Source organism: Flavobacterium sp. (assembly GCF_043756175.1).
Classification (GTDB): Bacteria; Bacteroidota; Bacteroidia; order Flavobacteriales; family Flavobacteriaceae; genus Flavobacterium.
In genome coordinates, this window is record NZ_JAYURN010000067.1 from 1 (window position 1) to 26,187 (window position 26,187).

Here is a 26,187-nt window from a genome sequence, read left to right on the forward strand (position 1 = left end):
AAATTAGCCGGTTTTCAATGGATTCCTAACACTAATAAATACACATATTATGTAGAAAACGGAACCAAATTAATGCTTGCAAATGCAGTTGACAATAAATCATCGCTAATACTAAGTCTCGATGATTTAAACCAATCATTAGGTTCAAAAATAAATTCATTTTTTGGTTACCAATGGAAAAACCAAAACACATTGAACATTTCAAATAGTTTGAAGTTTTATAGTTACGAAGTTTCAACAAAACTTGGTAAAACCATTCAAGAAACACCAGCATCTGCCGAAAATCAGACTTTTGATAATGCTAATGAAAATTTAGCTTTTACCGAAAATAACAATTTATTTTTCTTTAATAAAAATAAAGAAAAAATTACGGTTACAAATAATTTTGATAAAAATATAGTTTCTGGACAAACAATTTCTAGAAGCGAATTCGGAATTTCTGGAGGGATTTTCTGGTCCCCAAAATCGGCTTATTTGGCTTTTTATCAAAAAGATGAAACCAATGTAGCTGATTATCCTTTATTAGATATTACTGAAACTCCGGGGAAATTAGAAAACATAAAATACCCAATGATTGGTCAGAAATCAGAAAAGCCAAGAGTTGGAATTTATAATGTAGTAACGAACAAAACAGTTTTTATTTTGCCAAAAGGAAATCAAGAAGACTATTTAACGAATCTTTCTTGGACACCTGATGAAAAATATATTTTGATTGCAGAAGTAAATCGTGGGCAAAACGATATGAATTTGAATGTTTACGACGCTAATTCTGGTGCTTTTGTACGTACAATTCTAAACGAGAAAAGTGATAAATGGGTAGAACCAGAACATCCTGCATTTTTCCCAAATACTACATCTAATAATTTTGTTTGGATTTCAGAAAAAGACGGATTCAATAATTTATACTATTATTCGATTGAAGGAAAATTAATCAAACAACTAACAGCCAATAAATTCCCAGTTAGAGAAATCATTGGTTCAAATAACGTTGGAAACGAAATTTATTTTAAAGCAACAGGAGAAAACGGAACCAATATGTTAGCTTATAAAGTAGATTTAAAAGGAAAACAAACCTTAATCACCAAAGATTTAGGAGTACATAATTGCATTCCAAATTTTGATGGAAGTTATTTTTTCGATGAATATTCGAACCACGCAACACCAAGTAAATCATTGTTGTATGACAAAAAATTAGTTGTAAAAACACTTTTAGAAAGCAAAAATAAATACGATGGTTACGAAATAGGAACTTCGGAAGTGAAAACCATCAAAAGTGCTGATGGAACTACCGATTTATTTACCCGTCTAATCAAACCAAGCAATTTTGATGCTTCAAAAAAATATCCAGTTTTAGTCTATGTTTACGGTGGACCACATGCTCAAATGATTACAAATTCTTATTTAGATGGTGCAAATCTTTGGATGTACTGGATGGCAGAACAAGGTTATTTAGTCTTTACAGTAGATAATCGTGGGTCTGACAATCGTGGTGTTGCTTTCGAAAGTGTTATTCACGGACGATGCGGTTCTAACGAAATTGATGATCAAATAAAAGGTGTAGAGTATTTAAAATCATTGCCTTATGTTGATGAAAATAGATTAGCAGTTCACGGTTGGAGTTATGGCGGATTTATGACAAGTTCGTTAATGTTGCGTAAACCTGATACTTTCAAAGTTGGTGTTGCTGGCGGCCCAGTAACTGATTGGAAATGGTATGAAATCATGTATGGCGAACGTTATATGGACACTCCAGCTGAAAACCAGAAAGGTTTTGACGAAGCAAATACACTAAATTATGTGAAAAACTTGAAAGGAAAATTATTACTTATACACGGTACAAGTGATGATGTTGTGGTCATGCAACACAACTTTGCTCTTGTTAAGAAATTTGTAGAAGCAGAGAAGCAAGTTGATTTTTTCCCTTACCCAATGCACAAACACAATGTGCAAGGAAAAGACAGGGTTCATTTAATGAAGAAAGTTTTGGATTATGTAATTGAGAATAACAAGTAAGCATACTATACCTGACAAGTTTTGAAAACCTGTCAGGTTTTTTTTTTCTAAAACACAGACATTCCTGTTTTTGTAGTCAACAATTCTAAAGCACTCATTCCGAGCTCAGAATTTCCTTTTTCATTGAGTCGTGGTGACCAAGTCGCAACTACAAAGTTTTTAGGATATAAAGCTGCAATTCCGCCACCTATACCACTTTTTCCAGGCAAGCCCACTTTATAGGTAAACTCTCCAGATTCATCATAAAAACCACACGTTTGCATTAAAGCATTCAACCGTTTTACTTGACTTTTAGTCAAAATTTGTTCTCCTGAAATGGACATGCCTTCATTCGCAAAAAAGAAAAACGAATGAGCCAATTCTTTACACGTCATTTCTAAAGAACATTGGTGAAAATAAAAATCAAGAACGGCATCAACATCATTATTTATATTACCGAATGATTTGAGAAAGTTAGCCAAAGCTGCATTTCTAAAACCTGTATCTTTTTCAGATTTGGCTACTTTTAGATTGTAATCGATAGTTTCGCATCCAGAGATTTTATGAATAAATTTTAAAAAATCTTCTTTTGGATTCTCTAAACTAGAAACTAACATATCAGCAATAACTAAAGCTCCAGCGTTTATAAATGGATTTCTAGGAATTCCTTTTTCGTATTCTAATTGCACCAACGAATTGAATGCACTTCCCGATGGTTCTACCCCTACTCGTTCCCATACTTTTTCGTCTAAAAAAGAAAATGCCAAAGCTACAGTCAACGCTTTTGAAACCGATTGTATAGAAAATTTTTCGTCACTATCACCTATTCCAAAATCTTGATGATTGATGGTTGTAAGATGAATTCCAAATTTACTTGCCTCGATTTTTGCTAGTTCAGGTATTGATGAGGAAACACTTCCAATTGTTGGAAGTGATTTTGTTTCTTGGTATATTTCTTTTAGAATCTGCTCGTAATTCATTTCATTCTTAAATTAAAAAAACAAAGATAAAAAGTAAGGCTTCGATTTCCCGAAGCATTTTAATATTAAAAAAAACAATTTAATTCTTAATCACTTTACTTGTTGCAGTTCCTTTTTCAGAATTTACTTTAAAAAAATACATTCCTGATGGCAATTTTGAAATATCGATATTGTTAGAGGTGCTATTTAAATTTTGGTTTAACAATACTCGTCCATTGATATCGTATACTTGCAAAGTTAGATTATTCAAATCGCTAAACTGAATCGTTACATTATTTGTTGCTGGATTTGGGAAAATGCTTAATTTTGATGCTAGCTCAAAACTAGAAGTTCCTAAAGTGTTTGTAGCAAAATCAAAATACACCGGAGCAGACCAATCGCAACATAATTCTTTTACACGTAGACGCACACTATAATTAGCTGGCGATCCAACAGTTGGTACTGTCCAATTAGCAGTTTGTGTTGTGAAAGTTGCTAGAGGCGAAGCTGTTGATGCACTTGCTAAAAATACAACCCATTCATATTGAACTCCCATTGTAGTAGTATCAAACAAATAACTTGCACCTTCAGAAGTGGTCGATGACATGGTAGTATTGAATGTTGGTAAGTTTCGAGTTTTTACAATCGATACAAAATTATTGAAAGCATTCCCATTATTAATGTTTTTATAACCAATGGAATTATATGTTGTTATAATTGTTGGTGAAGTTGTTGTATAACTAGAAGTTGTCGCTGTTAAATCATTGATGAAACTTGCTGTTGGTTCTAACGCCCAAACACCTGAAGCACTTGTTAAAACAACCTCAGAATTAGTACAACCATAATAATTTGCGGTTATTGTTGGATTTGGAATAATCGTAACCGATGGCGAAGAAAATACAAAATCTGTACATAGTTGACTTGTAAACCCGCTAGCACCCGCTCTACCAGCACCGCCAGCACCGCCAGCACCGCCAGGACCACCAGCACCACCTTCACCTATTTCAGCAGTACATAATGTATTTCTAACTCCGCCGATTCCACCGTTACCGCCAGTACCACTGTTACCGCCAGCACCACCAGTTCCAAAAGCGCCATTTATTAAAGTCGTTTGAGTAATATTTGCTCCAGTTGAACTTAAAGTTCTACAGATTGAAAAAGATGACCCTCCGCTTGTTCCACTTTGACCGCCTGTTCCGCCTTGACCGCCACCTCCGCCGCCTGCGCCTCCATTACCAGGGCCATTATCACAGAATGTACAACTTTGGCTACCGCCACCGCCACCGCCTTTACCCCCGGCTCCGCCGCAACCGTTAGCTCCTGTTCCTCCCGTTGCACCAGGTACAAAAAAACCAGATACAAACGTACCGCCAAATGCAGCTGTTCCTACAACTCCTGCAGCTCCTGCAGCCCCTGAGGCTCCATTTTGACCATCACCTCCCGGGTCTCCACAACCGCCACCAAATCCACCTGTTGTACCTGCGGCAGCACCACAAGAACCATTACCGCCATTTCCTCCAGTTTTACCACTATTGCAAGCAGTTTGTCCACCCGAACCTCCGGCGCCACCGCCACCGCCATTACGGCCAGTACCTGCTGTGCCTGCTGTGCCATTTGCATTTATTACACCTGTACCTCCAGCACCTGTACCTCCGGCACCTGTACCTCCGGCACCTCCAGTTCCACCATTACCATCCACATCGCAAGAACCGTTACCGCCAATAGTTCCATTAGCACCTGGAAGTCCATTAGTACCTGGAGCTCCATTTACGCCCGAACTTGCATTTCCGCTAGTAATAACACACCTACTTATTGTGTAGTTACTGCAGTTATTTAACCAAACGGCATAGTTTGACTTACCTCTGTTTGAGGGATCTAGACCTGCAACATTGGTTGTTGTAATATTTAAATCTGTCAATCCCCAACCGCTTGTACCATTTGCTTTTATACCCATACGATGCGTAACACCTGACGCAATTTCTTCACCAGAAAAATTTATCGTTGTTGTGGCCGAACTTGATTTAGTCCAAACACCAGTCGAAACGGTGAATCTTCCCTCAATTTGTACATTGTTCGGTAAATTAATTATTGAGGACTCGTTGTAAACACCAGCCTCCATTCGAATAGAGGTAGTTGTAGCAGTGAGCAAAGTCATCGCATAACTTAATGTTTGTACTGGTAATGGTTGTGTACCTGGATTAACATTGTTTCCTGTTGTTGAAACATAGATGTAATCGCAAGTTTGAGCCAGTAAAGAACTTGTTAGTATAAATGTAAAAATACTAAGTATTATTTTTTTCATGAAATCAAATTTATATATTGTGAATGTTTGAGGTAAAACTAAACTATTAAAACGAAAAAAAACTGTTTTGCAAAAAGTAAATTCTTGAATTCAGCAACCAAAATCCGTTTTCCAGTTCTGCATAGCTAAGATCTAACTTAATAATCAGTTTTGGTTATTTTTACAAAAAATAAAACATAGTTTTCTTTTCTTAGATACACTTTAATTTTAAACGAAATTATCCTAAAAAGTTTATGTTTTCTGTTTTTTCTTTCTTGCTGCGGGAAACAATATATTATTTAAAATTAATCGGAAACCCGGCGAATTTGGGTGTAAATCTAAAACCGTAGGTTCATCACCTACTCGATGTTGAAAATCTTCGGGATCATGACCACCATAGAAAGTAAAAAAACCTTTTCCTTTTTGTCCATGTATATAACGTGCTTCTTCGTTAATTTGGTTTTCTCCTAAAACCAAGACATTTGTTTTTATTAATTGTCTATCGAAAGATGTTGTTTGCCCCATAAACCCTTTGACTAAGGATGTGTGGTTTTGGCATAACATAGTTGGAATAACATCCCATTTTGCTGAGAATTCCATAAGCGTAAAATAATCTTTTTCGAAAGGAACTTGTCTTTTTTCAGTCATATCTATATTCGAAAATTCATAATGCTCGGGTTTTCTGTCTAAGATAAAATCTTTGAAAGCAAATGTTTTCGAATAATCAATTTTCGATTGGTAATTGGCTTCGCTCACATCTCCATCAAACATAGGTTCGCAAATATCGACTCCTTCGGCAGCCAATGCAATATCGAAACTATCGGTTGCAGAACACATGGCAAACATGAATCCACCACCAATAACAAAATCTCTAATTTTCCTGGCTACAGCTCCTTTTTCTTCGGAAACTTTGTTAAATCCTAGCTTTTTTGCCAATGCTTCGGCATCTTGTTTTTGTTGAATATACCAAGGTGCCGTCCTATAAGCTCCAAAAAACTTACCGTATTGTCCTGTAAAGTCTTCGTGATGCAAATGCAACCAATCATACAAAATTAATTGATCACTCAATACTTCCTCATCATAGATTATAGTAAACGGAATTTCTGCATAAGTTAAAACCATAGTCACTGCATCGTCCCAAGGTTGCTTCCCTGGTGGAGAATAAACCGCAACTTTAGGCGCTTTTTCTAAGACGACGGTTTCCATATTTTGTGATGGAGAAGAAATATCTGCGAGGATATTATTAGTTTCAGTATCAGAAAGCACTTCAAAACTTACGCCTCGTATTTGACATTCTTTTCTAATTTCAGAAGCATCTGGCAATAAAAAAGATCCACCACGATAATTAAGCAACCAACTTGCCTTATATTGTTTATCTAGGGCCCAATAAGTAATTCCGTAGGCTTTGATATGGTTTTTTTGTGAAGTTTCATCCATAGGAAGCAAAATAAAATTTGCTTTCACAGAAAACGAAAAGAGGATTATTAAACTAACGAATAACTTCTTGAACTGCATTATAATTTTTAATTTCAAAGATAATAGTTTTAATGTATGAAAAAAGATAAAAATGTTGATTCAAAATTTTAACCAATAGATTATAAATAAAAATTAAATGTTTTATTTCTAGATTTTATTTTGAAAACTAAAATTAAACCTTATATTTGCACTCGCTTACACGGGGTGTAGCGTAGCCCGGTTATCGCGCCTGCTTTGGGAGCAGGAGGCCGCAGGTTCGAATCCTGCCACCCCGACTAAAGTCTTTTCATTTATTTGAAAAGACTTTTTTTTGTTTATTCCATTTATGTTTTTTGTTTATATACTTTAAAGTGAATCTAATAATAGGTATTATATTGGGCAATCTAACAATCTTGAAGATAGGATTCACAGGCATAATTCCGGATATGACATTGCAACAAAATCAGGCTCTCCTTGGAAATTAATTCATCATTTCCAATTACAGACTCGTTCTGAAGCAATGTTATTAGAAAAGAAAATCAAAAAAAGAGGTGCTAAACTATTCCTAGATGACTTAAATAACGAACAGTAATAGCGTCAAGCCAAGGCGTGAAGGCCGTCCCGCTTAGAAGCGGGACCACCCCGACTAAAGTCTTTTCATTTATTTGAAAAGACTTTTTTTTGTTTATAAAGCACGAAAATTACTTTACCTACAGACATACAATACATAAATGTTGTTATATTTACAATCATAATGTTTTACAATTGTACTATGGAAATATTTTCACTTGTTCTCGCTATCGGTTTTTTATTTTATATTTCTAATACCTTAAAATCAAAATTTGACAAAATAGATGAAAGATTTAAAGAGCTAAAGAAATTAGTAGAGCAATTAAAGGTAAACGAAAAAGTAACGCAGCCAATTACTTCTCCTATATATGAGAAAGAAAAACCTATAGCAACTTTTGAAGAAGCAAAACAAGCCATAATTACTCCTGTTATTGAAGAATTTAATCCAGAAATACACAAAGAAATAGTTTTCTCTCCGTTAGAGAGCCAAAATATATCAAAAACAGAAGAACCAAAACCTATCCAGAAACCTTACATTTCTGTTCCTCCCAAAAAATCATTTTGGGAGAATTTTAAAGAAAAAAACCCTGATTTAGAAAAATTTATTGGCGAGAATTTAATTAGCAAATTAGGAATCCTAATTCTTGTTCTTGGAATTAGTTATTTCGTAAAATATGCTATCGATAAAAATTGGATAAACGAACCTGCTCGAGTTGGTATTGGCATTCTTAGTGGCGCTTTGGTTATGGGAATAGCTCATAAGTTAAGACTACAATATGCTGCATTTAGTTCGGTTTTTGTAGCTGGAGCTATTGCAATTTTTTATTTCACAATAGGAATAGCTTTTCACGAATATCATTTATTTAGTCAAACAGTTGCTTTTATAATTATGGTAGCTATTACTGGATTTAGTGTGTTTATTTCCTATTCCTATGATAGAATAGAACTCGCTGTACTTTCCTTAATTGGTGGTTTTGCCGTTCCATTTATGATTAGCACTGGCTCAGGAAACTATTTTGTATTATTTAGTTATATTATTATTTTGAATGTCGGAATTTTGGCATTAGCCTATTACAAAAAATGGAGTTTGCTTAATACGTTAGCATTCATTTTTACAGTACTACTTTACGGCGGTTGGTTATCGACCGAAATAAATGAACCTAAACCTCATTATCTTGGTGGTTTACTATTTGGATTTGCCTTCTATTTTATATTTATTCTAATAAACATCATTAACAATATAAAAACAAAAGGTGTTTTTACCAAAATACAACTATCCCTTTTAGCACTAAACACTTTCTTATTTTATGCTGCTGGAATGGTAATTTTATCTAATTATCATCCTGAACTAAAAGGTTTGTTCACAACATTTATTGCGCTTTTAAATCTAACTTATGCTTGGTTCTTATACAAGAAATTTGGGTTAGACAAAACGGCGATTTATTTACTAATTGGTCTTACACTAACATTTGTAACACTTGCAATTCCTATTCAGTTTAACGGACATTACATCACTTTATTTTGGGCTGTTGAAGCTGTTTTACTTATTTGGTTAGCACAAAAATCTGAAACAACCAGTTATCGTTTTGCTTCGGTAATTGTACATTTCTTGATGTTTATAAGTTTAATCATCGATTGGGGGAAAATTTATGGAGGTAATAGTATTCTGAATATTATAATTAATCCAATTTTTATAACAGGATTATTCGCCATTGCTTCATTATTCGCTATTTATTATTTATTAAGAAATGAAAACGAAAACTATAAACAGTTCGGGATTACTTTTAACCCCGAAAATTACAGGAAACTTGCTTTCTTACTAGGAATTATTCTTAGCTATTTTGTAGGAATTATCGAAGTTAATTATCAAGCTCATGATTATATTCAGAATCCAGATTCGGCTATTGCATTTCCAATAGTTTATCACTTATTATTTCTTGCTACACTGTCTTACATTGTACTTAAAAACAAAAACGAATTTGCTTACAATTTCGCAACAGTTATAGCCGTTGCAAATATTTTCTTATTTACATTTTGGTTCTCAAATTATGCTTTTTCCGAGCACGAACAATATATCAGTACTGGAATTCATCAAAGAATTGCTTTTTATTTACATTATTTTTCGCTGGCAATTATTATTTATTTTGGATACCAATTATACAAAATGGAAAAAGATAAAGTTATTTCTGAATTCTTTAATAAAAACATCTTTATCTGGATTTCAGCCTTCTATATTATATTTTTAGCTAGTACCGAAATAATGCTTCACGGATTAGTAATCATGAATTCGCCAGTTACTCTACAAGATATAAAAAGCAGTGCTATGTATGCCGATTACAAAACGGATATTGAATATTTACGTAGTCTGATTGCTTACGATTTCATTTCAGATGCAAGAACTCGAATCTGGAAAGCTAGTTTTCCAATTTTATGGGGATTTTTAGCCTTTATTTTCCTAATTATTGGAATAAAAAAACAAAACAAAACCATACGAATAATTGCATTGTCTTTACTCGGATTAACTGTTCTAAAATTATTTGTGTACGATATTAGTAATGTTTCCGAAACTGGAAAAATTATTGCATTCATATTATTAGGTGTTTTAATTTTGATAATATCGTTTGTATATCAAAAAATAAAAGTTTTGGTTATTGATGATGTAAAGCCAGAAGAATCTGAAGAAATGAACAAAATTGATGAGAATGAATAAATTTTTTATCCTATTATTTATTGCAAACTTATCGTTTGCACAAAATAATATTACAACAGCAAAAATAAAATCTGACGGAAAAGACGGTTTACACAAACTAGTTTTACCAACGCAACTTCGTTCATTATCGAATGACGATTTGAGTGATTTTAGAATTTTTGACAGCAAGAAAAATGAAGTTCCCTATTATTTTGAGGCCAGAAGTAATCAATCTAGTAATACTAAATTTGTTCCTTATAAAATTATTTCTAAAACTGTTGTACCAAACAAAAACACGGTTCTAATTTTCGAAAATCCAAAATCGACAATCAATGAAGTAATACTAGAAATGGCTAACTCAAACATTACAAAATCCTATAGTATTAGCGGTAGTATGGACAACGAAAAATGGTTCGGATTAGTAAACGATGATTTTTTGTCACCTGTTTACCCTGAAGAATCTTCATCAGGATTTTCGACAGTTTCTATTCCAATTTGCTTTTACAAGTATTTAAAAATAGATTTCAATGACAAAAAAACACTTCCGATAAATATTTTAAATGTTGGTTATTTTAATTCGAAGACTTCAAAAAACACATTACTAAACGTTTCATATAAATCAAAATCTGTAACAGAACTTAAGCTAGAAAAAAAGACACGAATTCGAATTAATTTTGACAATCCTCAAATTTTAAATCAGATTTCATTTGCTATTTCTAATCCAAAACTTTACAAACGAACTGTCTCTGTATACAAAAAAGCAACTCGAAAAGTAAAGTATAAATTTGAAAACTATCAAGAACAATTGGCTAGTTTCGAGCTAAATTCTGAAACAAATAATACATTTGATATTTCTCAAATTTTCGAAAAGGAGCTTTTAATAGAAATAGAAAATCAAGACAATCAGCCACTAATTATTTCTAATATACAATTTTTTCAAGTTCCAATTCATATAATTACCGATTTAAAAGCTAACGAGAATTATACCATTACAACAGGAAATAAAGATTTAAACATACCTCAATATGATTTAGAAAACTTTAAAAATAGTATTTCTACAAATCTACCAAAAGCTCAAATTATTGAAACAAAACAAATTAAAAACAACGCTGAAACTACAGTAAGTAAAACATTATGGCAGGAATCTTGGTTTATGTGGGTTTGCATTTTGGTAGGAGGAATTGCCATTGCCTATTTTGCAACAAGTTTAGCAAAAGATATGAATAACAAATCTTAATTATAAAAAGATAAATTCCTATTTTTGCTCCATTAAACGACACACTTATGCTGATTATAGGAATTGCAGGCGGAACAGGTTCAGGAAAAACAACCGTAGTTCATCAAATCATGAACCAGTTACCAGATACCGAAGTAGGAATTATTTCTCAAGATTCTTATTATAAAGAAACTCAAAATTTAAGCTACGACGAACGTTCACAAATAAATTTCGATCACCCAAGAGCTATCGATTTCGAATTATTAGTACAACACCTCAAAGATTTAAAAGCAGGAAAAACAATAGACCAACCTGTATATTCGTTTGTAAAACACAATAGAACAGACGATACCATTTCTACTCATCCAAGAAAAGTAATGATTGTAGAAGGAATTTTGATCCTAACAAATCCAGAATTACGCGAATTATTTGACATCAAAATATTTGTTCATGCCGATTCAGACGAACGACTAATTCGCCGTCTAAAACGTGATATTGCAGAACGTGGTCGTGATATGGAAGAGGTTTTAAACCGATACCAAACTACACTAAAACCTATGCACCAGCAATTTATCGAGCCAACAAAAGCATTTGCCGATATTATCATTCCAAACGACAAATACAACACCGTTGCTATCGATGTGGTAAGAGCAGTAATAAACCAACGAATTTCATAAATTATTTATATATTGTCACCCTGAGCGTAGTCGAAGGGTGGAGCTATTTCCCGCTATTCGTTACAATCTTTTCTCCCGAAAAAAAAGCGGGAAAAAAGGATTTTTACTGCTATCGGGGCTAAAAACCAGTAAAAAATGAACAATCCATTCAAAAACAAAATTCCGTACAAAATCCTACTCAATAAGTATGTTATTGTATCCGTGTTTTTTGTAACTTGGATATTGTTTCTAGACAATTATTCCTATCTAGATCATCGTGTTCTCAACAAAGAGATAAACGAACTAGAAGACAATAAAATATATTACCAAGAAGAAATAAAAAAGGACAAAGACCAAATAAAAAAGCTAAAAAATCCAGCCCAAATAGAAAAATATGCTCGCGAAAAATACTATATGAAAAAAGACAGCGAAGACATATACATCATCGAATTTGAAGGAGATACTTTAGAAAAAAATATTAGATAAATCGTACCAACACAAACCATAAATACAAACATTTTGGAAACCAATTTATTCAGCGATTTCGATTCCCTTTCCTCAAAACAGTGGAAACAACAAATTCAATTTGAACTAAAAGGTGCAGATTATAATGAAACTTTAGTTTGGGAAAGTCCAGAAGGAATTAAAGTAAAACCATTTTATCACAAAGACGAAGATTATAAAACAACAAATATTGTTACTGAAGCTTCAAATTGTACAATAGTTCAAAATATCTTTGTTTTCGATATCGAAAAATCTATTCGCAAAGCAAATGATTCAATTGCACGTGGTGCCGAAAGTGTACGTTTCACGATCGAAAACGAAGATTTAGACATCACAAAATTACTGTCCGAAATAGCTTTAGATAAAATTCCTGTTTATTTAAATTTAAAATTCTTATCAGCAAATTTTATCAAAAAAGTAAACGAAATTGCATTGTCTAAAAATGCAATTATTAATTGCTTGGTCGATCCAATTCACCAATTGACTTCCGATGGAAACTGGTTTGAAAGTGAAACAAAAGACAATTTTGATGTTTTAAATTCCATTTCTAAAGAATGCAAAAATGTATCATTCATTAATATAAATGCAACTTTATATCAGAATGCAGGAGCTAATATGGTGCAACAATTGGCATACACATTAGCACATACAAATGAATATTTCAATCATATTCAAAATATAAACCAACCCATAACTATCGAAGTTTCGGTAGGAACAAATTATTTCTTCGAAATAGCTAAACTAAGAGCTTTACGACTACTTTTCAACACACTAGCTAAAGAGTATAATCATAATTTCGATTGTCATATTATTGCAACACCAACCAAGCGTAACAAAACATTATACGATTACAATACAAATATGTTGCGCACTACGACAGAATGTATGAGTGCTATTCTTGGCGGCGCAAATGCGGTTGCAAATTTAGCTTATGACGCTATTTACCACAAAGACAACGAATTTGGCGACAGGATTTCACGCAATCAATTGTTAATATTAAAGAAAGAAAGCTATTTTGATATTGTAAACAATCCAGCCGACGGAACGTATTATATAGAAAATTTAACAGCGCAACTTGCCGAAAAATCATTACTTTTATTCAAAGAAATTGAAGCAAATGGCGGATTAATAAAACAACTGAAAGAAGGAAATATTCAGAAAAAAATACAAGAAAGTGCTCAAAAAGAGCAAGAATTATTCGAATCTGGAAAAGAAGTCCTTTTGGGAACTAATAAATATCCGAACAAAAATGACAAAATGACTCATGATTTAGAATTATTTCCTTTCGTAAAAATAAAACCAAGAAAAACATTAATCACACCAATTATCGAAAAAAGATTGGCAGAAAAAATGGAACAAGAAAGACTAGAAACCGAAAAATAAAACATATGAAAACTATCCTATCATTTATAATACTATTTGTATCACTGAATACCTTTTCTCAAACAAAAAAATTAGAAGTTACCAATAACCAAACAGGTAAATCTATTCTTTTTCAAGAAGCACAACGTGTAAAAGTTACTACTGTAAAAAGAGAAAAATTAGTTGGAATCTTAACATTCGAAAATGCAGAAAGCATTGCTGTAAATGGTGTTCCCGTACAAATTGACAACATAAACAGTATTAAATACTTTCCTAAAAAAGGAAGAGCCCTAAAAAATATTGTTTTAGGAACAGGATTGGGATTAGTAGCAGGATCTGGTGTTGCAGCCGCATTTGGAAACGGAAATGCCTTTTCATTATTTGCCATAGGAGCTGGAACAACAGTTGTTGGTGGACTCATTGGTAATAGCAACAAAACCTATATTAAACAACGAAGTACATTCAAAATAATTGAATAAAGTAATGCGTAAAAACGTTCAACATATTTCATTAGAAAAGACAGAAACCAAAAACCAAGAGGCAAAAGGCAAAAGCTACCTAACAGCCGAAGGGATTGAAGTAAAATCTGATTATTCAGAACAAGACACCAAAAATCTCGAACATCTTGATTTTGGAGCTGGCTTTGCGCCAAATTTACGCGGACCTTACGCTACAATGTACGTTCGCCGACCTTGGACCATTCGCCAATATGCTGGATTTTCGACAGCCGAAGAAAGTAATGCTTTTTACCGCCGTAATCTAGCTGCTGGACAAAAAGGCCTTTCTATTGCGTTCGATCTACCTACACACAGAGGTTACGATTCTGATCACGAACGTGTCGTGGGCGATGTAGGAAAAGCAGGAGTTGCCATAGATTCGGTAGAAGATATGAAAGTATTATTCGATCAGATTCCACTCGACGAAATGTCGGTTTCTATGACGATGAACGGTGCCGTATTACCAATCATGGCTTTTTATATCGTTGCTGCTGAAGAACAAGGTGTAAAACCAGAATTGCTTTCGGGAACCATTCAAAATGATATTCTAAAGGAATTTATGGTACGAAATACCTATATCTATCCACCAACGCCTTCCATGAAAATCATTGCAGATATTTTTGAATTTACGAGCAAAAAAATGCCAAAATTCAACTCTATCTCTATTTCAGGTTATCACATGCAAGAAGCGGGAGCTACCGCCGATATTGAATTGGCTTATACTCTTGCCGACGGTTTAGAATACATTAGAACAGGACTAGCAACAGGAATGAAAATCGATGAGTTCGCTCCTCGCCTATCTTTTTTCTGGGCAATAGGAATGAATCATTTTATGGAAATTGCCAAAATGCGAGCTGGCCGAATGATTTGGGCAAAATTAGTCAAACAATTTGAACCAAAAGACGATAAATCATTAGCTTTAAGAACGCATTGCCAAACATCAGGCTGGAGTTTGACCGAGCAAGACCCGTTTAACAATGTGGCGAGAACCACTGTAGAAGCCATGGCGGCAGCCTTTGGCGGAACACAATCTTTACACACCAATGCACTTGATGAAGCTATAGCTTTACCAACAGATTTTTCGGCACGAATCGCTAGAAACACCCAAATATACATTCAAGAAGAAACTAAAATTTGTAAAACTGTCGATCCTTGGGCTGGAAGTTTTTATGTAGAAAGTTTAACCAACGAAATAGCCGATAAAGCTTGGGCACTCATCGAAGAAGTCGAAGAATTGGGCGGTATGACAAAAGCCATCGAAGCCGGAATTCCTAAATTACGTATCGAAGAAGCCGCAGCCAGAAAACAAGCTCGTATCGATTCTAGTCAAGACATCATTGTTGGGGTAAACAAATACCGATTAGAAAAAGAAGATCCGTTGCATATTCTCGATGTTGATAATCAGATGGTTCGCAAACAACAACTCGAACAATTAGACAGAATAAAAGCAACTCGTGATAACGAAAAAGTTCAGAATTCACTCAAAAAACTAACACTTTGTGCACAAACTGGCGAAGGTAATTTGCTAGAAATAGCGGTAGAAGCGGCTAGAAACAGAACCACTTTAGGCGAAATTTCGGACGCATTAGAAACCGTTTTCGGACGATACAAAGCACAAATTAAAACATTTAGTGGCGTGTATAGTAAAGAAATAAAAGACGACAAAAGTTTTGAAAAAGCAAAACAACTAGCCGACGAATTCGCCAAAAAAGAAGGTCGCCGTCCTAGAATTATGATTGCAAAAATGGGGCAAGACGGACATGATCGTGGCGCAAAAGTAGTCGCCACAGGTTACGCCGATGTCGGTTTTGATGTCGATATAGGTCCATTATTCCAGACACCTGCCGAAGCGGCGAAACAAGCCGTGGAAAACGACGTACACATTTTAGGCGTTTCCTCATTAGCTGCAGGACATAAAACCTTAGTACCACAAGTTATTGAAGAACTCAAAAAATATGGTCGTGAAGACATTATGGTTATTGTAGGCGGTGTAATTCCCGCACAAGATTACCAATATTTATTTGATGCTGGAGCAGTTGCCGTTTTTGGCCCTGGAACAAAAATTAGTGAAGCTGCGATTAGTATTTTGGAGGTTTTAATTGGGGATTAGTTTTACACATTAACACCTGACAAGTTTTTAAAACCTGTCAGGTGTAGAAATTATTTAGCGATTAAGATTTGATGGAAAATAATTTTAAAAAATAAAATGGTTTTGAAAACCTGTAACTAAATTATATGCAAGACTTTCAGCCACTAGAAAACGGAAAATATTATCACATATACAATCGAGGTATAAATAGTGATACTATTTTTAAAGAGAATGACAATCATGAGTATTTCCTAAGATTATATGACACACATATTGACCCGATAGCCGAAACTTATGCTTGGTGTTTAATGAAAAATCATTTTCATTTTTTGGTTAGAATAAAAGATGTTGACGAAATAGATACTGAAAAGAAAATCCAACCTTCACAATCTTTTTCAAATTTATTTAATGCATACACGAAAGCTTTTAACAAAAGTTATAACAGACATGGCTCTCTTTTTGAAAGACCTTTTAGAAGAAAAGAAATAAATCATAATAAATATTTTCAAAATGTTATAGCATACATTCATAATAATCCTGTACATCATAATATTTGCGACCATCCTTTAAATTATCCTTGGAGTTCTTATATTACTTGCCTCTCAGATAAACCAACAAAACTTAAAAGAAAAGAAGTTATTGAAATATTTGAAGATATAGAAAATTTCAAATATGTTCATGAATTAAAAAATAATGATTTTTCAATTGAAACAATATTAGGAATTTAAATTTGACACCTGACAGGTTTTTAAAACCTGTCAGGTGTAGAAACCGAAAAACCAAAATTAGTGAAGCTGCGATTAGTATTTTGGAAGTTTTATTGGCAGATTAAAATAAATAGAAATAAATAATTATAAAAACACTGACTGAAAAGTTGGTGTTTTTTTTATAAAAAAAATTAAAAAAAATCATTATATTTCTATTTTTCTTGTATTAAAGAAATTTTTTATCAATACTTTTGCTAATAAACATTTTTTTATGTCGAAAAAATTAACTTACATCGATTTATTTGCTGGCTGTGGTGGACTTTCATTAGGTTTACATCAGTCTGGATGGAAAGGTGTTTTCGCTATTGAAAAAAGTCCAGATGCATTTAAAACACTTGAATATAATTTAATAAATCAAAAAGACCATTTCAATTGGCCTCAATGGTTACCTCAGAAACCTCATGAAATAAATGAAGTTTTAAAAGAATATAAATCTCAACTTGAAAAACTAAAAGGAAAAGTGACAATGATAGCGGGAGGACCGCCTTGTCAAGGTTTTTCTATGGCAGGAAAACGTAATGAATATGATTTAAGAAATGACTTAATTAATTCTTATATTAATTTTGTGAAAATTGTAGAACCAAAAATTATTTTCTTCGAAAATGTAAAAGGTTTTACAATGGAATTTAAAAAAAATAAAGAAAAAGGAGTTGCCTATTCCTCACAAGTTACTCAAAAACTTGATGATGCAGGATATTATGTAAAAGGTCAATTAGTGAATTTTGGAGATTATGGAGTTCCTCAAAAAAGAACTCGTTTTATTCTTATAGGAATTAAGAAAACTTTAAAAAATGCTACACAAGAAAAGGCAGAAGCTTTTTTCAATTCCTTAGAAAACAATAAATTTGATTTTTTAAAAGAAAAAGGATTAAACACAAATACTAATCTTCAAGACGCGATTTCCGATTTATTCAAGAGAAACGGATTAGAAGAAACTCCTGAATATCCAAGTTTTCAATCTGGTATTTATGGAAAAGAAAAAGGTAATTATCAAAAACTAATGCGCGAAGGTGTAAGTAATAAAATTGCTGATAGTCACCGTTTTCCAAAACACTCTTCAATAATTATCGAAAGATTTAAAAACATTCTGGAAGAAACCAAAGACAGACGAAATTTAAACATAAGCAAATCAATTCAAGAGAAATATAGTATTAAAAAACGTACTGTTATTCCTCTGAATAGCATAGACAAAACACCTACAATAACCACTTTGCCAGATGATTACATTCATTATTCCGAACCGCGCATATTAACTGTTAGAGAATATGCAAGAATTCAATCTTTTCCTGATTGGTACAAATTTCAAGGAAAATATACAACAGGTGGAAAATTAAGAACACAAGAAGTACCAAGATACACTCAAATTGGAAATGCAATTCCGCCTCTTTTTAGCGAACAAAGTGGATTGATTCTTAAACAACTAATTAGTTAATGAGCGATAGCAACAAGTTACATTTTAAAACTAACATTCAATTAAAAAGTATTATTGGTAAAGACCTTATCAATGATGACAATATTGCTATTTTAGAATTAGTCAAAAATTCGTTTGATGCTGATGCTAAAAAAGTAGAAGTACAATATTTGAATCTTAAAGGAAATGACGACAATGCCGTTGTTGAATTTTCAGACAAAACATCTAGGCTTATTATCAAAGATAATGGTTTAGGAATGGATTTGAATGACATTCAAAATAAATGGTTAAACATTGCCTATTCTGAAAAAAAATCTAATAATCGCCAACATAATAGAATGATGGCAGGAGCAAAAGGAGTTGGAAGATTTTCTTGTGATAGATTAGGAGAATATTTAAATCTTTATACAAAAAAAAGAAACTCTGACGATTATTTACTTTTAAAAATTGATTGGAAAAAGTTTGAAATTGATGACAATACCAAAGAAATTCAAAGTATTGATTTAGATTACGAAACTTTAACAAAAACTGAATTAACAAATAGGAATATTGAAGCTTTTGAGCAAGGAGTTTTATTAGAAATCATCAAACTAAGAAGTAATTGGGTTTATGAAACAAAAGATGCAAGAAACTGGAATACTGATAAACTAGTAAATCTTAAAAAATATCTTGAAAAATTAATCAATCCAAATCAAGCATTTGAAAAAAATGATTTTGGTATTTTTTTAAATGCTCCTGAATTCATTGAAGAAAATAATAAAAAAGAAGAACACGAAAAATTTATTGGAAAAATAGAAAATACTATTTTCGAAAAATTAGATTTCAAAACTACAAGCGTCGAAAGTGAAATTATTGATGATGGGAAAGTCATATTCACAATATTAAAAGATAAAGGACAAACTATTTTTTGGATTAAAGAAAAGAATGTTTTTTATCCAAAAATTAAAGACATAAAAGTGATTTTATACTATTTAAACACTTATACAAAATCATTTTTCACAAAACAAACAGGAGTACGTCCTGTTGATTATGGTTCAATCTATTTATTTATGAATGGATTTAGAGTAACTCCATATGGGGAAGATGGTAATGATTGGTTAGGCTTAGAACAAAGAAAAGGTCAAGGATATGCACGCTTTTTGGGAACAAGGGATTTAGTTGGTAGAATAGAAATATTAGATAATGATAATGATTTTCAAATTGTATCAAGTCGTGAAGGAGTAAGAAGAGATGAGAGCTATAAGGCTTTAACTGATACTGACGGATATTTTTTTAAATCTTTTAGAAGATTAGAAAGATATATTGTTAATGGTCTTTCTTGGGATAGTTCTTTTTACGATAAAGATGATCCGAAACTGAAAGAAATTGAAAATAAAATAATCAGAGGAGATATTAATGAAGATGAATTAATCTTCAGAGAAGATGATATAACTAAAAAGAGGAGGGTTTACGAAAGTATTCATTCGATAATTTCTGCAAAAGCAGATAATGTTTTAGAGCTCTATATCAATGAGGATTTAATTTTAAATAAAATTGAAGAAGAAAAACTTAATGCTGAAAGAGAATTTGAGCAATTAATTTCTGATTTTGAAAACAAAAAAATTGACGGAGAAACATTAAATCGCATTCTTCTAAAAAAAGCTCTTGATAATAAAGACCTAGAAAAACAGATTAATGATTTATCTAAATATAATACAAACGATGCAACTACAAAGGCTATCGCAGAATTGCAATTATTTAAAGATACAATCGGAAAACAAACCAAAATAATTGAAGATTTAAGGAACCAATTAGAACGAGAAAAATTAGAACGAGAAAAACAAGAGAAAATAATTGAAGGTTTAAAGGCCGAGAAAGATAGTGCTGAAATAAAATTTGTTGAAGCCGAAAAAGAAACTGAAAAAGTTAAAGCCGAGAAAAAGTTAATTGAAGAAGAACTTGTCTTTGAGCAAAAAAAAGGGATTTTTAAAGGTGCTTTAATTGGAACTGATAAAGAGCGAATAGTTGGACTTCAACATCAAATTTTTCATTCCTCCAGTCGAATTGAAAGAAATGTAAAATTGCTAGTTGAGCATTTGAAAAAAAGTAATTTAGATGAAAAAACAAAAAAACACATTTCTGTTATTTCTTTAGAAGCTTCAAAAATAAATTCCATTGCAAATTTTATTACTAAAGCAAATTTTAATTTAAAAGCAACCGAAATTAAAACAGATATTCTAAATTTTATAAAAGAATATTTAGATGAAATTTATATAAATGAAAGTTCAATCATCGATTCAAAAATCGAAGAATTTATAATTGACTTTTCTAATGACATCAATTTTATAATTGATTTAAAACCTCTTGAAATATCAACTCTTATTGATAATTTAATCAATAATTCCGAAAAAGCTAATGCAACTAAAATAAAAATAAGAGCTTTTAAAAATGATAATAAATTAAATATAGAATTTGAGGATAATGGTGTCGGAATAAATTCAAATATTATTGATAAAGCATTTGATTTTGGAGAAACTACTACAAATGGATCTGGAATTGGTTTATTCCAAGTATCAGAAATAGTAAAAAATCTCAGTGGGGAAGTTTACATAGATAGAGAGTTTAGAAATGGTACAAAAATTATAATTCAGCTATAAATGAAAATAGAATATAAAATACTTTGGTTAGATGATAAAATTCAAGACTTCATCGATGATGAATTAATACTTGAGATTGAAGAACATCTTATGAATGAAGGATTTAATCCGCTAATTATAACTTGTTCTAAAATTGAAGATTTTTATTCTAACTTAAATAATTCTTATGATTTAATTTTAACAGATTTTCATTTAACTGAAACCTTAAATGGAGATAAAGTTGTTGAAGAAATAAGAAAACCTGAAAACGCAATATTTACTGAAATTCTTTTTTACACAGCGCAAGCAGACTTAAAAGACACTGATAAAATCAGTAGAATTACATTTTTAGAGACTAATAAAAAAGTTGGTAGACACTCTGAAATATTAGTTTCTGAAATAATAGCCTTAATAAATCTAACCATTAGGAAGTTTCAACATATTGTTAATATGCGTGGAATGATAATGCATGAAACTAGTAGCTTGGATGCTCAAATGTTAGAGATCATAAACTCTTCTTTCACAAATGAGAATATAAATCTTTTAGAACTTTCTAATTCGATTTATGATCAACTTAATGAATTATTCGACCGTAAAAATGAAGTAGTAAACCAATGTAGAGAGAAAGCTAGTTTTAAAAATTTAACAAAAGACAATTTTATATTTAGTTCAGATTATAAAATTCAAACTTTAAAAAAGATAATTGAGAGTTTTGATGATATCCAAGATTTTTCAGATGATTATAAAGAAAGTATTAATTCAATTAGAAATAAATTTGCTCATGCAATCTTGGAAGAAGACGAAAATGGAAGGAAATATTTTAAATATAAAGAAGAAGGAATAAATTTTGATGAAAATTTGTGTAAAGACATTAGAAAAAAAATAATATTACATAAAAAAAATTTAGATAATCTTCAATCTAAATTTTAATTATTTACCCACTCCCAAAATCACATCAAAAAACACAGAAATTTTTATTTACTATGCGTGCATAATAAATATTTTTACTACATTTGAAAATCAAAAATAAAAACTATGAATTTTTCAGCAAAAATGCTTCGTGATAATGCGCTTTCAGACAAAGTAATTGTAGTAACTGGTGGCGGAAGTGGCTTGGGTAAAGCCATGACAAAATATTTTCTAGAATTAGGTGCAAAAGTAGCCATTACTTCTCGTGACTTAGAAAAATTACAAAATACAGCCAAAGAATTAGAAACTGAAACTGGCGGAAAATGCTTGCCATTGCAATGTGATGTCCGTCATTATGACCAAGTAGAAGCGATGTTGGCAGAGGTTCTAAAAACTTTTGGTCGTGTAGATGTTTTGTTAAACAATGCTGCTGGAAACTTTATCTCTCCTACCGAAAGATTATCGGCAAATGCTTTTGATACCGTAATAGATATTGTACTAAAAGGTTCAAAAAACTGTACGTTAGCTTTCGGAAAACATTGGATAGATACCAAACAAACCAATTGTAATGTTTTAAATATTGTGACTACTTATGCTTGGACAGGTTCTGCTTATGTGGTGCCAAGTGCTACGGCAAAAGCTGGTGTTCTTGCCATGACTAGAAGTCTAGCTGTAGAATGGGCAAAATACGGAATCCGTATGAACGCTATTGCGCCTGGACCATTTCCTACAAAAGGTGCTTGGGACAGATTATTACCTGGAGATCTTGCCGAAAAATTTGATACTTCAAAAAGAGTTCCGTTGCGACGCAATGGTGAACACCAAGAATTAGCCAATTTAGCTGCTTATTTAGTTTCTGATTTCTCAGCATATATAAATGGTGAAGTTGTAACTATAGATGGTGGTGAATGGTTGCAAGGTGCTGGACAATTTAACGATTTGTCTGCAATTCCTAAAGAACTTTGGGATCAGTTAGAAATGATGATTAAAGCAAAAAAGAATAAATAAAGAATATCGTAAATTTAAAAAAAGAGATCCCAAAAAGATCTCTTTTTTTTAGCCCACATAGGAACGATATCCTTTTTATCAAGCCTTTTCGGCGATACAAAAAGATATAGTGGATAGCTGGATTGGCTCCTAAAAACAGTAATCTATAAACTTTGCAATTTTGTTAACAAATAAGATTTCCTAAACTCATAAAAAATTGTATTTTTACGACTCAAAATTTCAAAAATAAAATGGGTAAAATCATTGCAATTGCTAATCAAAAAGGTGGTGTTGGAAAAACCACAACATCTATAAACTTAGCAGCATCTCTAGGTGTTTTAGAACAAAAAGTCTTATTAATTGATGCTGATCCACAGGCAAATGCCAGTTCTGGATTGGGAATTGATGTAGATAATGTCGAGATTGGAACTTACCAAATTCTCGAACACAGCAATACGCCTGAAGAAGCTATTATAAAAAGTTCGGCACCAAATGTAGATGTAATTCCTGCTCATATCGACTTAGTCGCTATCGAAATCGAACTTGTCGACAAAGAAAACAGAGAGTATATGCTTAAACAAGCCTTGGCTTCTGTTAAAGACAAATACGATTATATTATTATAGATTGTGCGCCATCATTGGGTTTATTAACTCTGAATGCATTAACATCGGCAGATTCTGTGGTGATTCCTATTCAGTGTGAATATTTTGCTTTGGAAGGTTTGGGTAAATTATTAAACACGATAAAAAGTGTTCAAAAAATACACAATCCAGAATTAGATATTGAAGGTTTATTGCTAACGATGTATGATTCTCGCCTTCGATTATCGAATCAGGTGGTTGAAGAAGTTCAAAAACACTTTAACAATATGGTTTTTGAAACTATTATCCAGAGAAATACTAAGTTGAGTGAAGCACCAAGTTACGGAGAAAGTATCATAAACTATGATGCAACAAGTAAAGGAGCTGCAAATTATTTGAGTTTGGCTCACGAAATTATTAAAAAAAATGCTAAATAATATATGGCACTAGCAAAAAAACAAGCAATGGGTCGTGGTCTTTCCGCTTTATTGAAAGATCCAGAAAATGATATTACCTCTGTTAAAGATAAAAATGCAGATAAAGTTGTTGGAAATATTATCGAATTAGAGTTAGATCTTATCGAAATAAATCCGTTTCAACCTAGAACTAATTTTAATGAAGATTCTTTACAAGAATTGGCTACTTCTATTAGAGAATTAGGTGTGATTCAACCCATTACAGTTCGTAAAACAGAGTTTAATAAATACCAATTAATTTCTGGAGAACGTCGTTTGCGTGCCTCAAAAATTGTAGGTTTAACAACTGTTCCCGCTTATATTCGTTTGGCCGATGATAATGAATCATTAACCATGGCTTTGGTCGAAAATATTCAACGTCATGACTTAGATCCAATCGAAATTGCTTTATCATACCAAAGATTAATCGACGAAATTCAACTTACACAAGAACAAATGAGTGATCGTGTGGGTAAAAAACGTTCGACAGTGGCTAACTATTTGCGTTTATTAAAATTAGATCCAATTATTCAAACAGGTATACGCGACGGATTTATCTCTATGGGACACGGTCGTGCGATTATAAATGTCGAAAATCATGACATTCAAACTGATATTTACCAAAAAATTGTCAGTCAGAACCTTTCAGTTCGTGAAACCGAAGCATTGGTAAAAAACTACCAAGAAAGTTTAAAACCAAAAACGGAATCTACAGTAAAATCATCGTCATTTGAAATTAATGACAATGAGAAAAAATCATTTAATGATTATTTTGGTACTAAAGTAGATGTAAAAGTAGCTGGGAACGGAAAAGGGAAAATTACAATTCCTTTTCACTCTGAAGAAGATTTTAATAGAATTATCAAACTAATAAAAGGTTAGTGAAAAATTGGTTTTACATAGTGTTTTTTGTCACTGTTTTCGGAAATTTTTCTGGATTTAGCCAAGATGATTTAAAACTAATTACTTTAGACACTACATCAACAAAAATTAACCCATTAGCTCCTGCAAAAGCTGCTTTTTATTCGGCACTTTTACCCGGATTAGGACAAGCTTACAATAAAAAGTACTGGAAAGTACCTGTTGTTTTTGCAGCTATTGGAACAGGAATTTATGCTTACTCTTGGAACAAAAAAAAATACACCGAATATCGTGATGCTTACAAAGAAAGATTGCTTTTAGGCACGCAAAGTACCGATGCGTTTAATAATCAAAACACTGGTGGTGTATATTTAAGTGAAGAAAAACTAATTATTGCACAAAAACAATTTCAACGTCAAAAAGATTTGTCTTTGCTTGTAACTGTTGCGCTATATATTTTAAATATTGTTGATGCTAATGTTGACGGTCATTTACGCCAATTTAATGTAAATGGAAAATTAACCGTTAGACCAGATATATATAAAAATGATACTGACTATACTCAAAATTTAGGGTTAACTTTAAATTATAATTTTTAATGAAAATTGCATTATTAGGTTACGGTAAAATGGGCCAGGTCATAGAACGAATTGCTTTAGAACGTGGTCATGAAATTGTACTACAAAAATCAAGCACGTCAACCTATGAAGGCCTTGAAATCGCAGATGTTGCTATCGATTTTAGCATACCAGATAGTGCCGTTTGTAACATAAAACAATGTTTTGATACTAATATACCAGTAGTATGTGGTACCACAGGTTGGTTAGAACATTATAACGAAATGGTTTCGCTTTGCGAGGAAAAAAACGGAAGTTTTATATACGGATCTAATTTTAGTTTGGGTGTAAACATTTTCTTTGAATTGAATAATTATTTGGCAAAAATGATGTCAAAATTTAATCAATACAAAGTATCGATGGAAGAAATACACCACACGCAAAAGTTAGATGCACCAAGTGGAACAGCAATTTCACTAGCCAAAGGGGTTATCGAAAATTCTGATTATACTAGTTGGACTATAGAAAAACCAATCGAGAATCAGATATATATTGATGCCAAACGAATAGAAAATGTACCTGGCACACACAGTATCTTTTATGACTCTAGTGTAGACCAAATAGAAATAAAGCATACTGCTCACAACCGTGAAGGTTTTGCGCTTGGAGCCGTTATCGCTGCCGAATGGCTTGTGAATAAAAAAGGTGTTTTTACAATGAAAGATGTCTTGAATTTAGATCGTTAGATTTTTAGACTTCATAGATCATTAGAA

The 26,187-nt window shown here is 32.3% G+C and carries 20 protein-coding genes, 1 tRNA gene and 1 pseudogene; 19 read left to right on the forward strand and 3 right to left on the reverse strand.

Features of this window, described 5'->3' with window-relative positions:
* A partial coding sequence (locus ACH2BP_RS04520) for a DPP IV N-terminal domain-containing protein (RefSeq protein WP_395057449.1) occupies window positions 1-2,013 on the forward strand: 2,013 nt, incomplete at its 5' end.
* Between the two features lie 47 nt (window positions 2,014-2,060).
* On the opposite strand, the gene ACH2BP_RS04525 is transcribed toward ACH2BP_RS04520, so the two are convergent.
* From ACH2BP_RS04525 to ACH2BP_RS04535, 3 genes are all read right to left on the reverse strand, one after another.
* Window positions 2,061-2,972, reverse strand: a complete 912-nt coding sequence (locus tag ACH2BP_RS04525) for a glutaminase (protein WP_395057451.1) — start codon at window positions 2,970-2,972, stop codon at window positions 2,061-2,063.
* Window positions 2,973-3,051: 79 nt separating this feature from the next.
* Window positions 3,052-5,253, reverse strand: coding sequence for a T9SS type A sorting domain-containing protein (locus ACH2BP_RS04530; RefSeq protein ID WP_395057453.1), 2,202 nt, complete (start codon window positions 5,251-5,253; stop codon window positions 3,052-3,054).
* Between the two features lie 231 nt (window positions 5,254-5,484).
* Entirely contained in the window at window positions 5,485-6,747 is a 1,263-nt protein-coding gene (locus ACH2BP_RS04535) for an asparagine synthetase B (RefSeq protein WP_395057455.1), read from the reverse strand.
* Window positions 6,748-6,908: 161 nt separating this feature from the next.
* On the opposite strand from ACH2BP_RS04535, the gene ACH2BP_RS04540 reads away from it, so the two are divergent.
* The 18 genes and pseudogenes from ACH2BP_RS04540 to dapB all read left to right on the forward strand — a co-directional run bounded on the left by ACH2BP_RS04540 (window position 6,909) and on the right by dapB (window position 26,160).
* Window positions 6,909-6,983: transfer RNA gene (locus tag ACH2BP_RS04540), tRNA-Pro, on the forward strand.
* Window positions 6,984-7,072: 89 nt separating this feature from the next.
* Window positions 7,073-7,279, forward strand: a pseudogene (locus ACH2BP_RS04545) (GIY-YIG nuclease family protein); the annotation flags it as partial.
* A 180-nt stretch (window positions 7,280-7,459) separates the two neighbouring features.
* Complete coding sequence (locus ACH2BP_RS04550) at window positions 7,460-9,967, forward strand: DUF2339 domain-containing protein (RefSeq protein WP_395057457.1); 2,508 nt, start codon at window positions 7,460-7,462, stop codon at window positions 9,965-9,967.
* The gene (locus ACH2BP_RS04555; RefSeq protein ID WP_395057459.1) at window positions 9,960-11,183 is read left to right on the forward strand and encodes a hypothetical protein; all 1,224 of its coding nucleotides are present in this window, start codon (window positions 9,960-9,962) and stop codon (window positions 11,181-11,183) included. Before ACH2BP_RS04550 ends, ACH2BP_RS04555 begins: the two co-directional genes overlap by 8 nt.
* A gap of 47 nt (window positions 11,184-11,230) precedes the next feature.
* A complete protein-coding gene (gene udk, locus ACH2BP_RS04560) occupies window positions 11,231-11,839 on the forward strand; it encodes a uridine kinase (RefSeq protein ID WP_395057461.1) in 609 nt (202 codons plus the stop codon).
* A gap of 135 nt (window positions 11,840-11,974) precedes the next feature.
* A complete protein-coding gene (locus tag ACH2BP_RS04565) occupies window positions 11,975-12,304 on the forward strand; it encodes a septum formation initiator family protein (protein ID WP_395057463.1) in 330 nt (109 codons plus the stop codon).
* Between the two features lie 33 nt (window positions 12,305-12,337).
* A complete protein-coding gene (locus tag ACH2BP_RS04570) occupies window positions 12,338-13,705 on the forward strand; it encodes a methylmalonyl-CoA mutase subunit beta (RefSeq protein WP_395057465.1) in 1,368 nt (455 codons plus the stop codon).
* Window positions 13,706-13,710: 5 nt separating this feature from the next.
* Complete coding sequence (locus ACH2BP_RS04575; RefSeq protein ID WP_395057467.1) at window positions 13,711-14,163, forward strand: hypothetical protein; 453 nt, start codon at window positions 13,711-13,713, stop codon at window positions 14,161-14,163.
* Window positions 14,164-14,167: 4 nt separating this feature from the next.
* On the forward strand, window positions 14,168-16,291 hold the full coding sequence (scpA, locus tag ACH2BP_RS04580) for a methylmalonyl-CoA mutase (protein ID WP_395057469.1): 2,124 nt from the start codon (window positions 14,168-14,170) through the stop codon (window positions 16,289-16,291).
* A gap of 125 nt (window positions 16,292-16,416) precedes the next feature.
* Complete coding sequence (locus tag ACH2BP_RS04585; protein ID WP_395057471.1) at window positions 16,417-16,998, forward strand: transposase; 582 nt, start codon at window positions 16,417-16,419, stop codon at window positions 16,996-16,998.
* A gap of 250 nt (window positions 16,999-17,248) precedes the next feature.
* Window positions 17,249-18,469 carry a DNA cytosine methyltransferase gene (locus tag ACH2BP_RS04590; protein WP_395057473.1) on the forward strand — a complete coding sequence of 407 codons (1,221 nt, stop codon included), beginning with the start codon at window positions 17,249-17,251 and terminating at the stop codon, window positions 18,467-18,469.
* On the forward strand, window positions 18,469-21,084 hold the full coding sequence (locus tag ACH2BP_RS04595) for an ATP-binding protein (RefSeq protein ID WP_395057475.1): 2,616 nt from the start codon (window positions 18,469-18,471) through the stop codon (window positions 21,082-21,084). The genes ACH2BP_RS04590 and ACH2BP_RS04595 overlap by 1 nt, the downstream gene beginning before the upstream one ends.
* Entirely contained in the window at window positions 21,085-21,993 is a 909-nt protein-coding gene (locus ACH2BP_RS04600) for a hypothetical protein (RefSeq protein WP_395057477.1), read from the forward strand.
* A 105-nt stretch (window positions 21,994-22,098) separates the two neighbouring features.
* Window positions 22,099-22,980 (forward strand): SDR family oxidoreductase, encoded by an 882-nt coding sequence (locus ACH2BP_RS04605; RefSeq protein ID WP_395048110.1) that lies wholly within the window; start codon window positions 22,099-22,101, stop codon window positions 22,978-22,980.
* Window positions 22,981-23,210: 230 nt separating this feature from the next.
* Window positions 23,211-23,978, forward strand: coding sequence for a ParA family protein (locus ACH2BP_RS04610; protein ID WP_395057479.1), 768 nt, complete (start codon window positions 23,211-23,213; stop codon window positions 23,976-23,978).
* Window positions 23,979-23,981: 3 nt separating this feature from the next.
* On the forward strand, window positions 23,982-24,878 hold the full coding sequence (locus ACH2BP_RS04615; RefSeq protein ID WP_395057481.1) for a ParB/RepB/Spo0J family partition protein: 897 nt from the start codon (window positions 23,982-23,984) through the stop codon (window positions 24,876-24,878).
* Complete coding sequence (locus ACH2BP_RS04620; protein ID WP_395057483.1) at window positions 24,878-25,456, forward strand: DUF5683 domain-containing protein; 579 nt, start codon at window positions 24,878-24,880, stop codon at window positions 25,454-25,456. Before ACH2BP_RS04615 ends, ACH2BP_RS04620 begins: the two co-directional genes overlap by 1 nt.
* Window positions 25,456-26,160, forward strand: a complete 705-nt coding sequence (gene dapB, locus ACH2BP_RS04625) for a 4-hydroxy-tetrahydrodipicolinate reductase (RefSeq protein ID WP_395057485.1) — start codon at window positions 25,456-25,458, stop codon at window positions 26,158-26,160. The genes ACH2BP_RS04620 and dapB overlap by 1 nt, the downstream gene beginning before the upstream one ends.
* The last annotated feature ends 27 nt before the right edge of the window (window positions 26,161-26,187 follow it).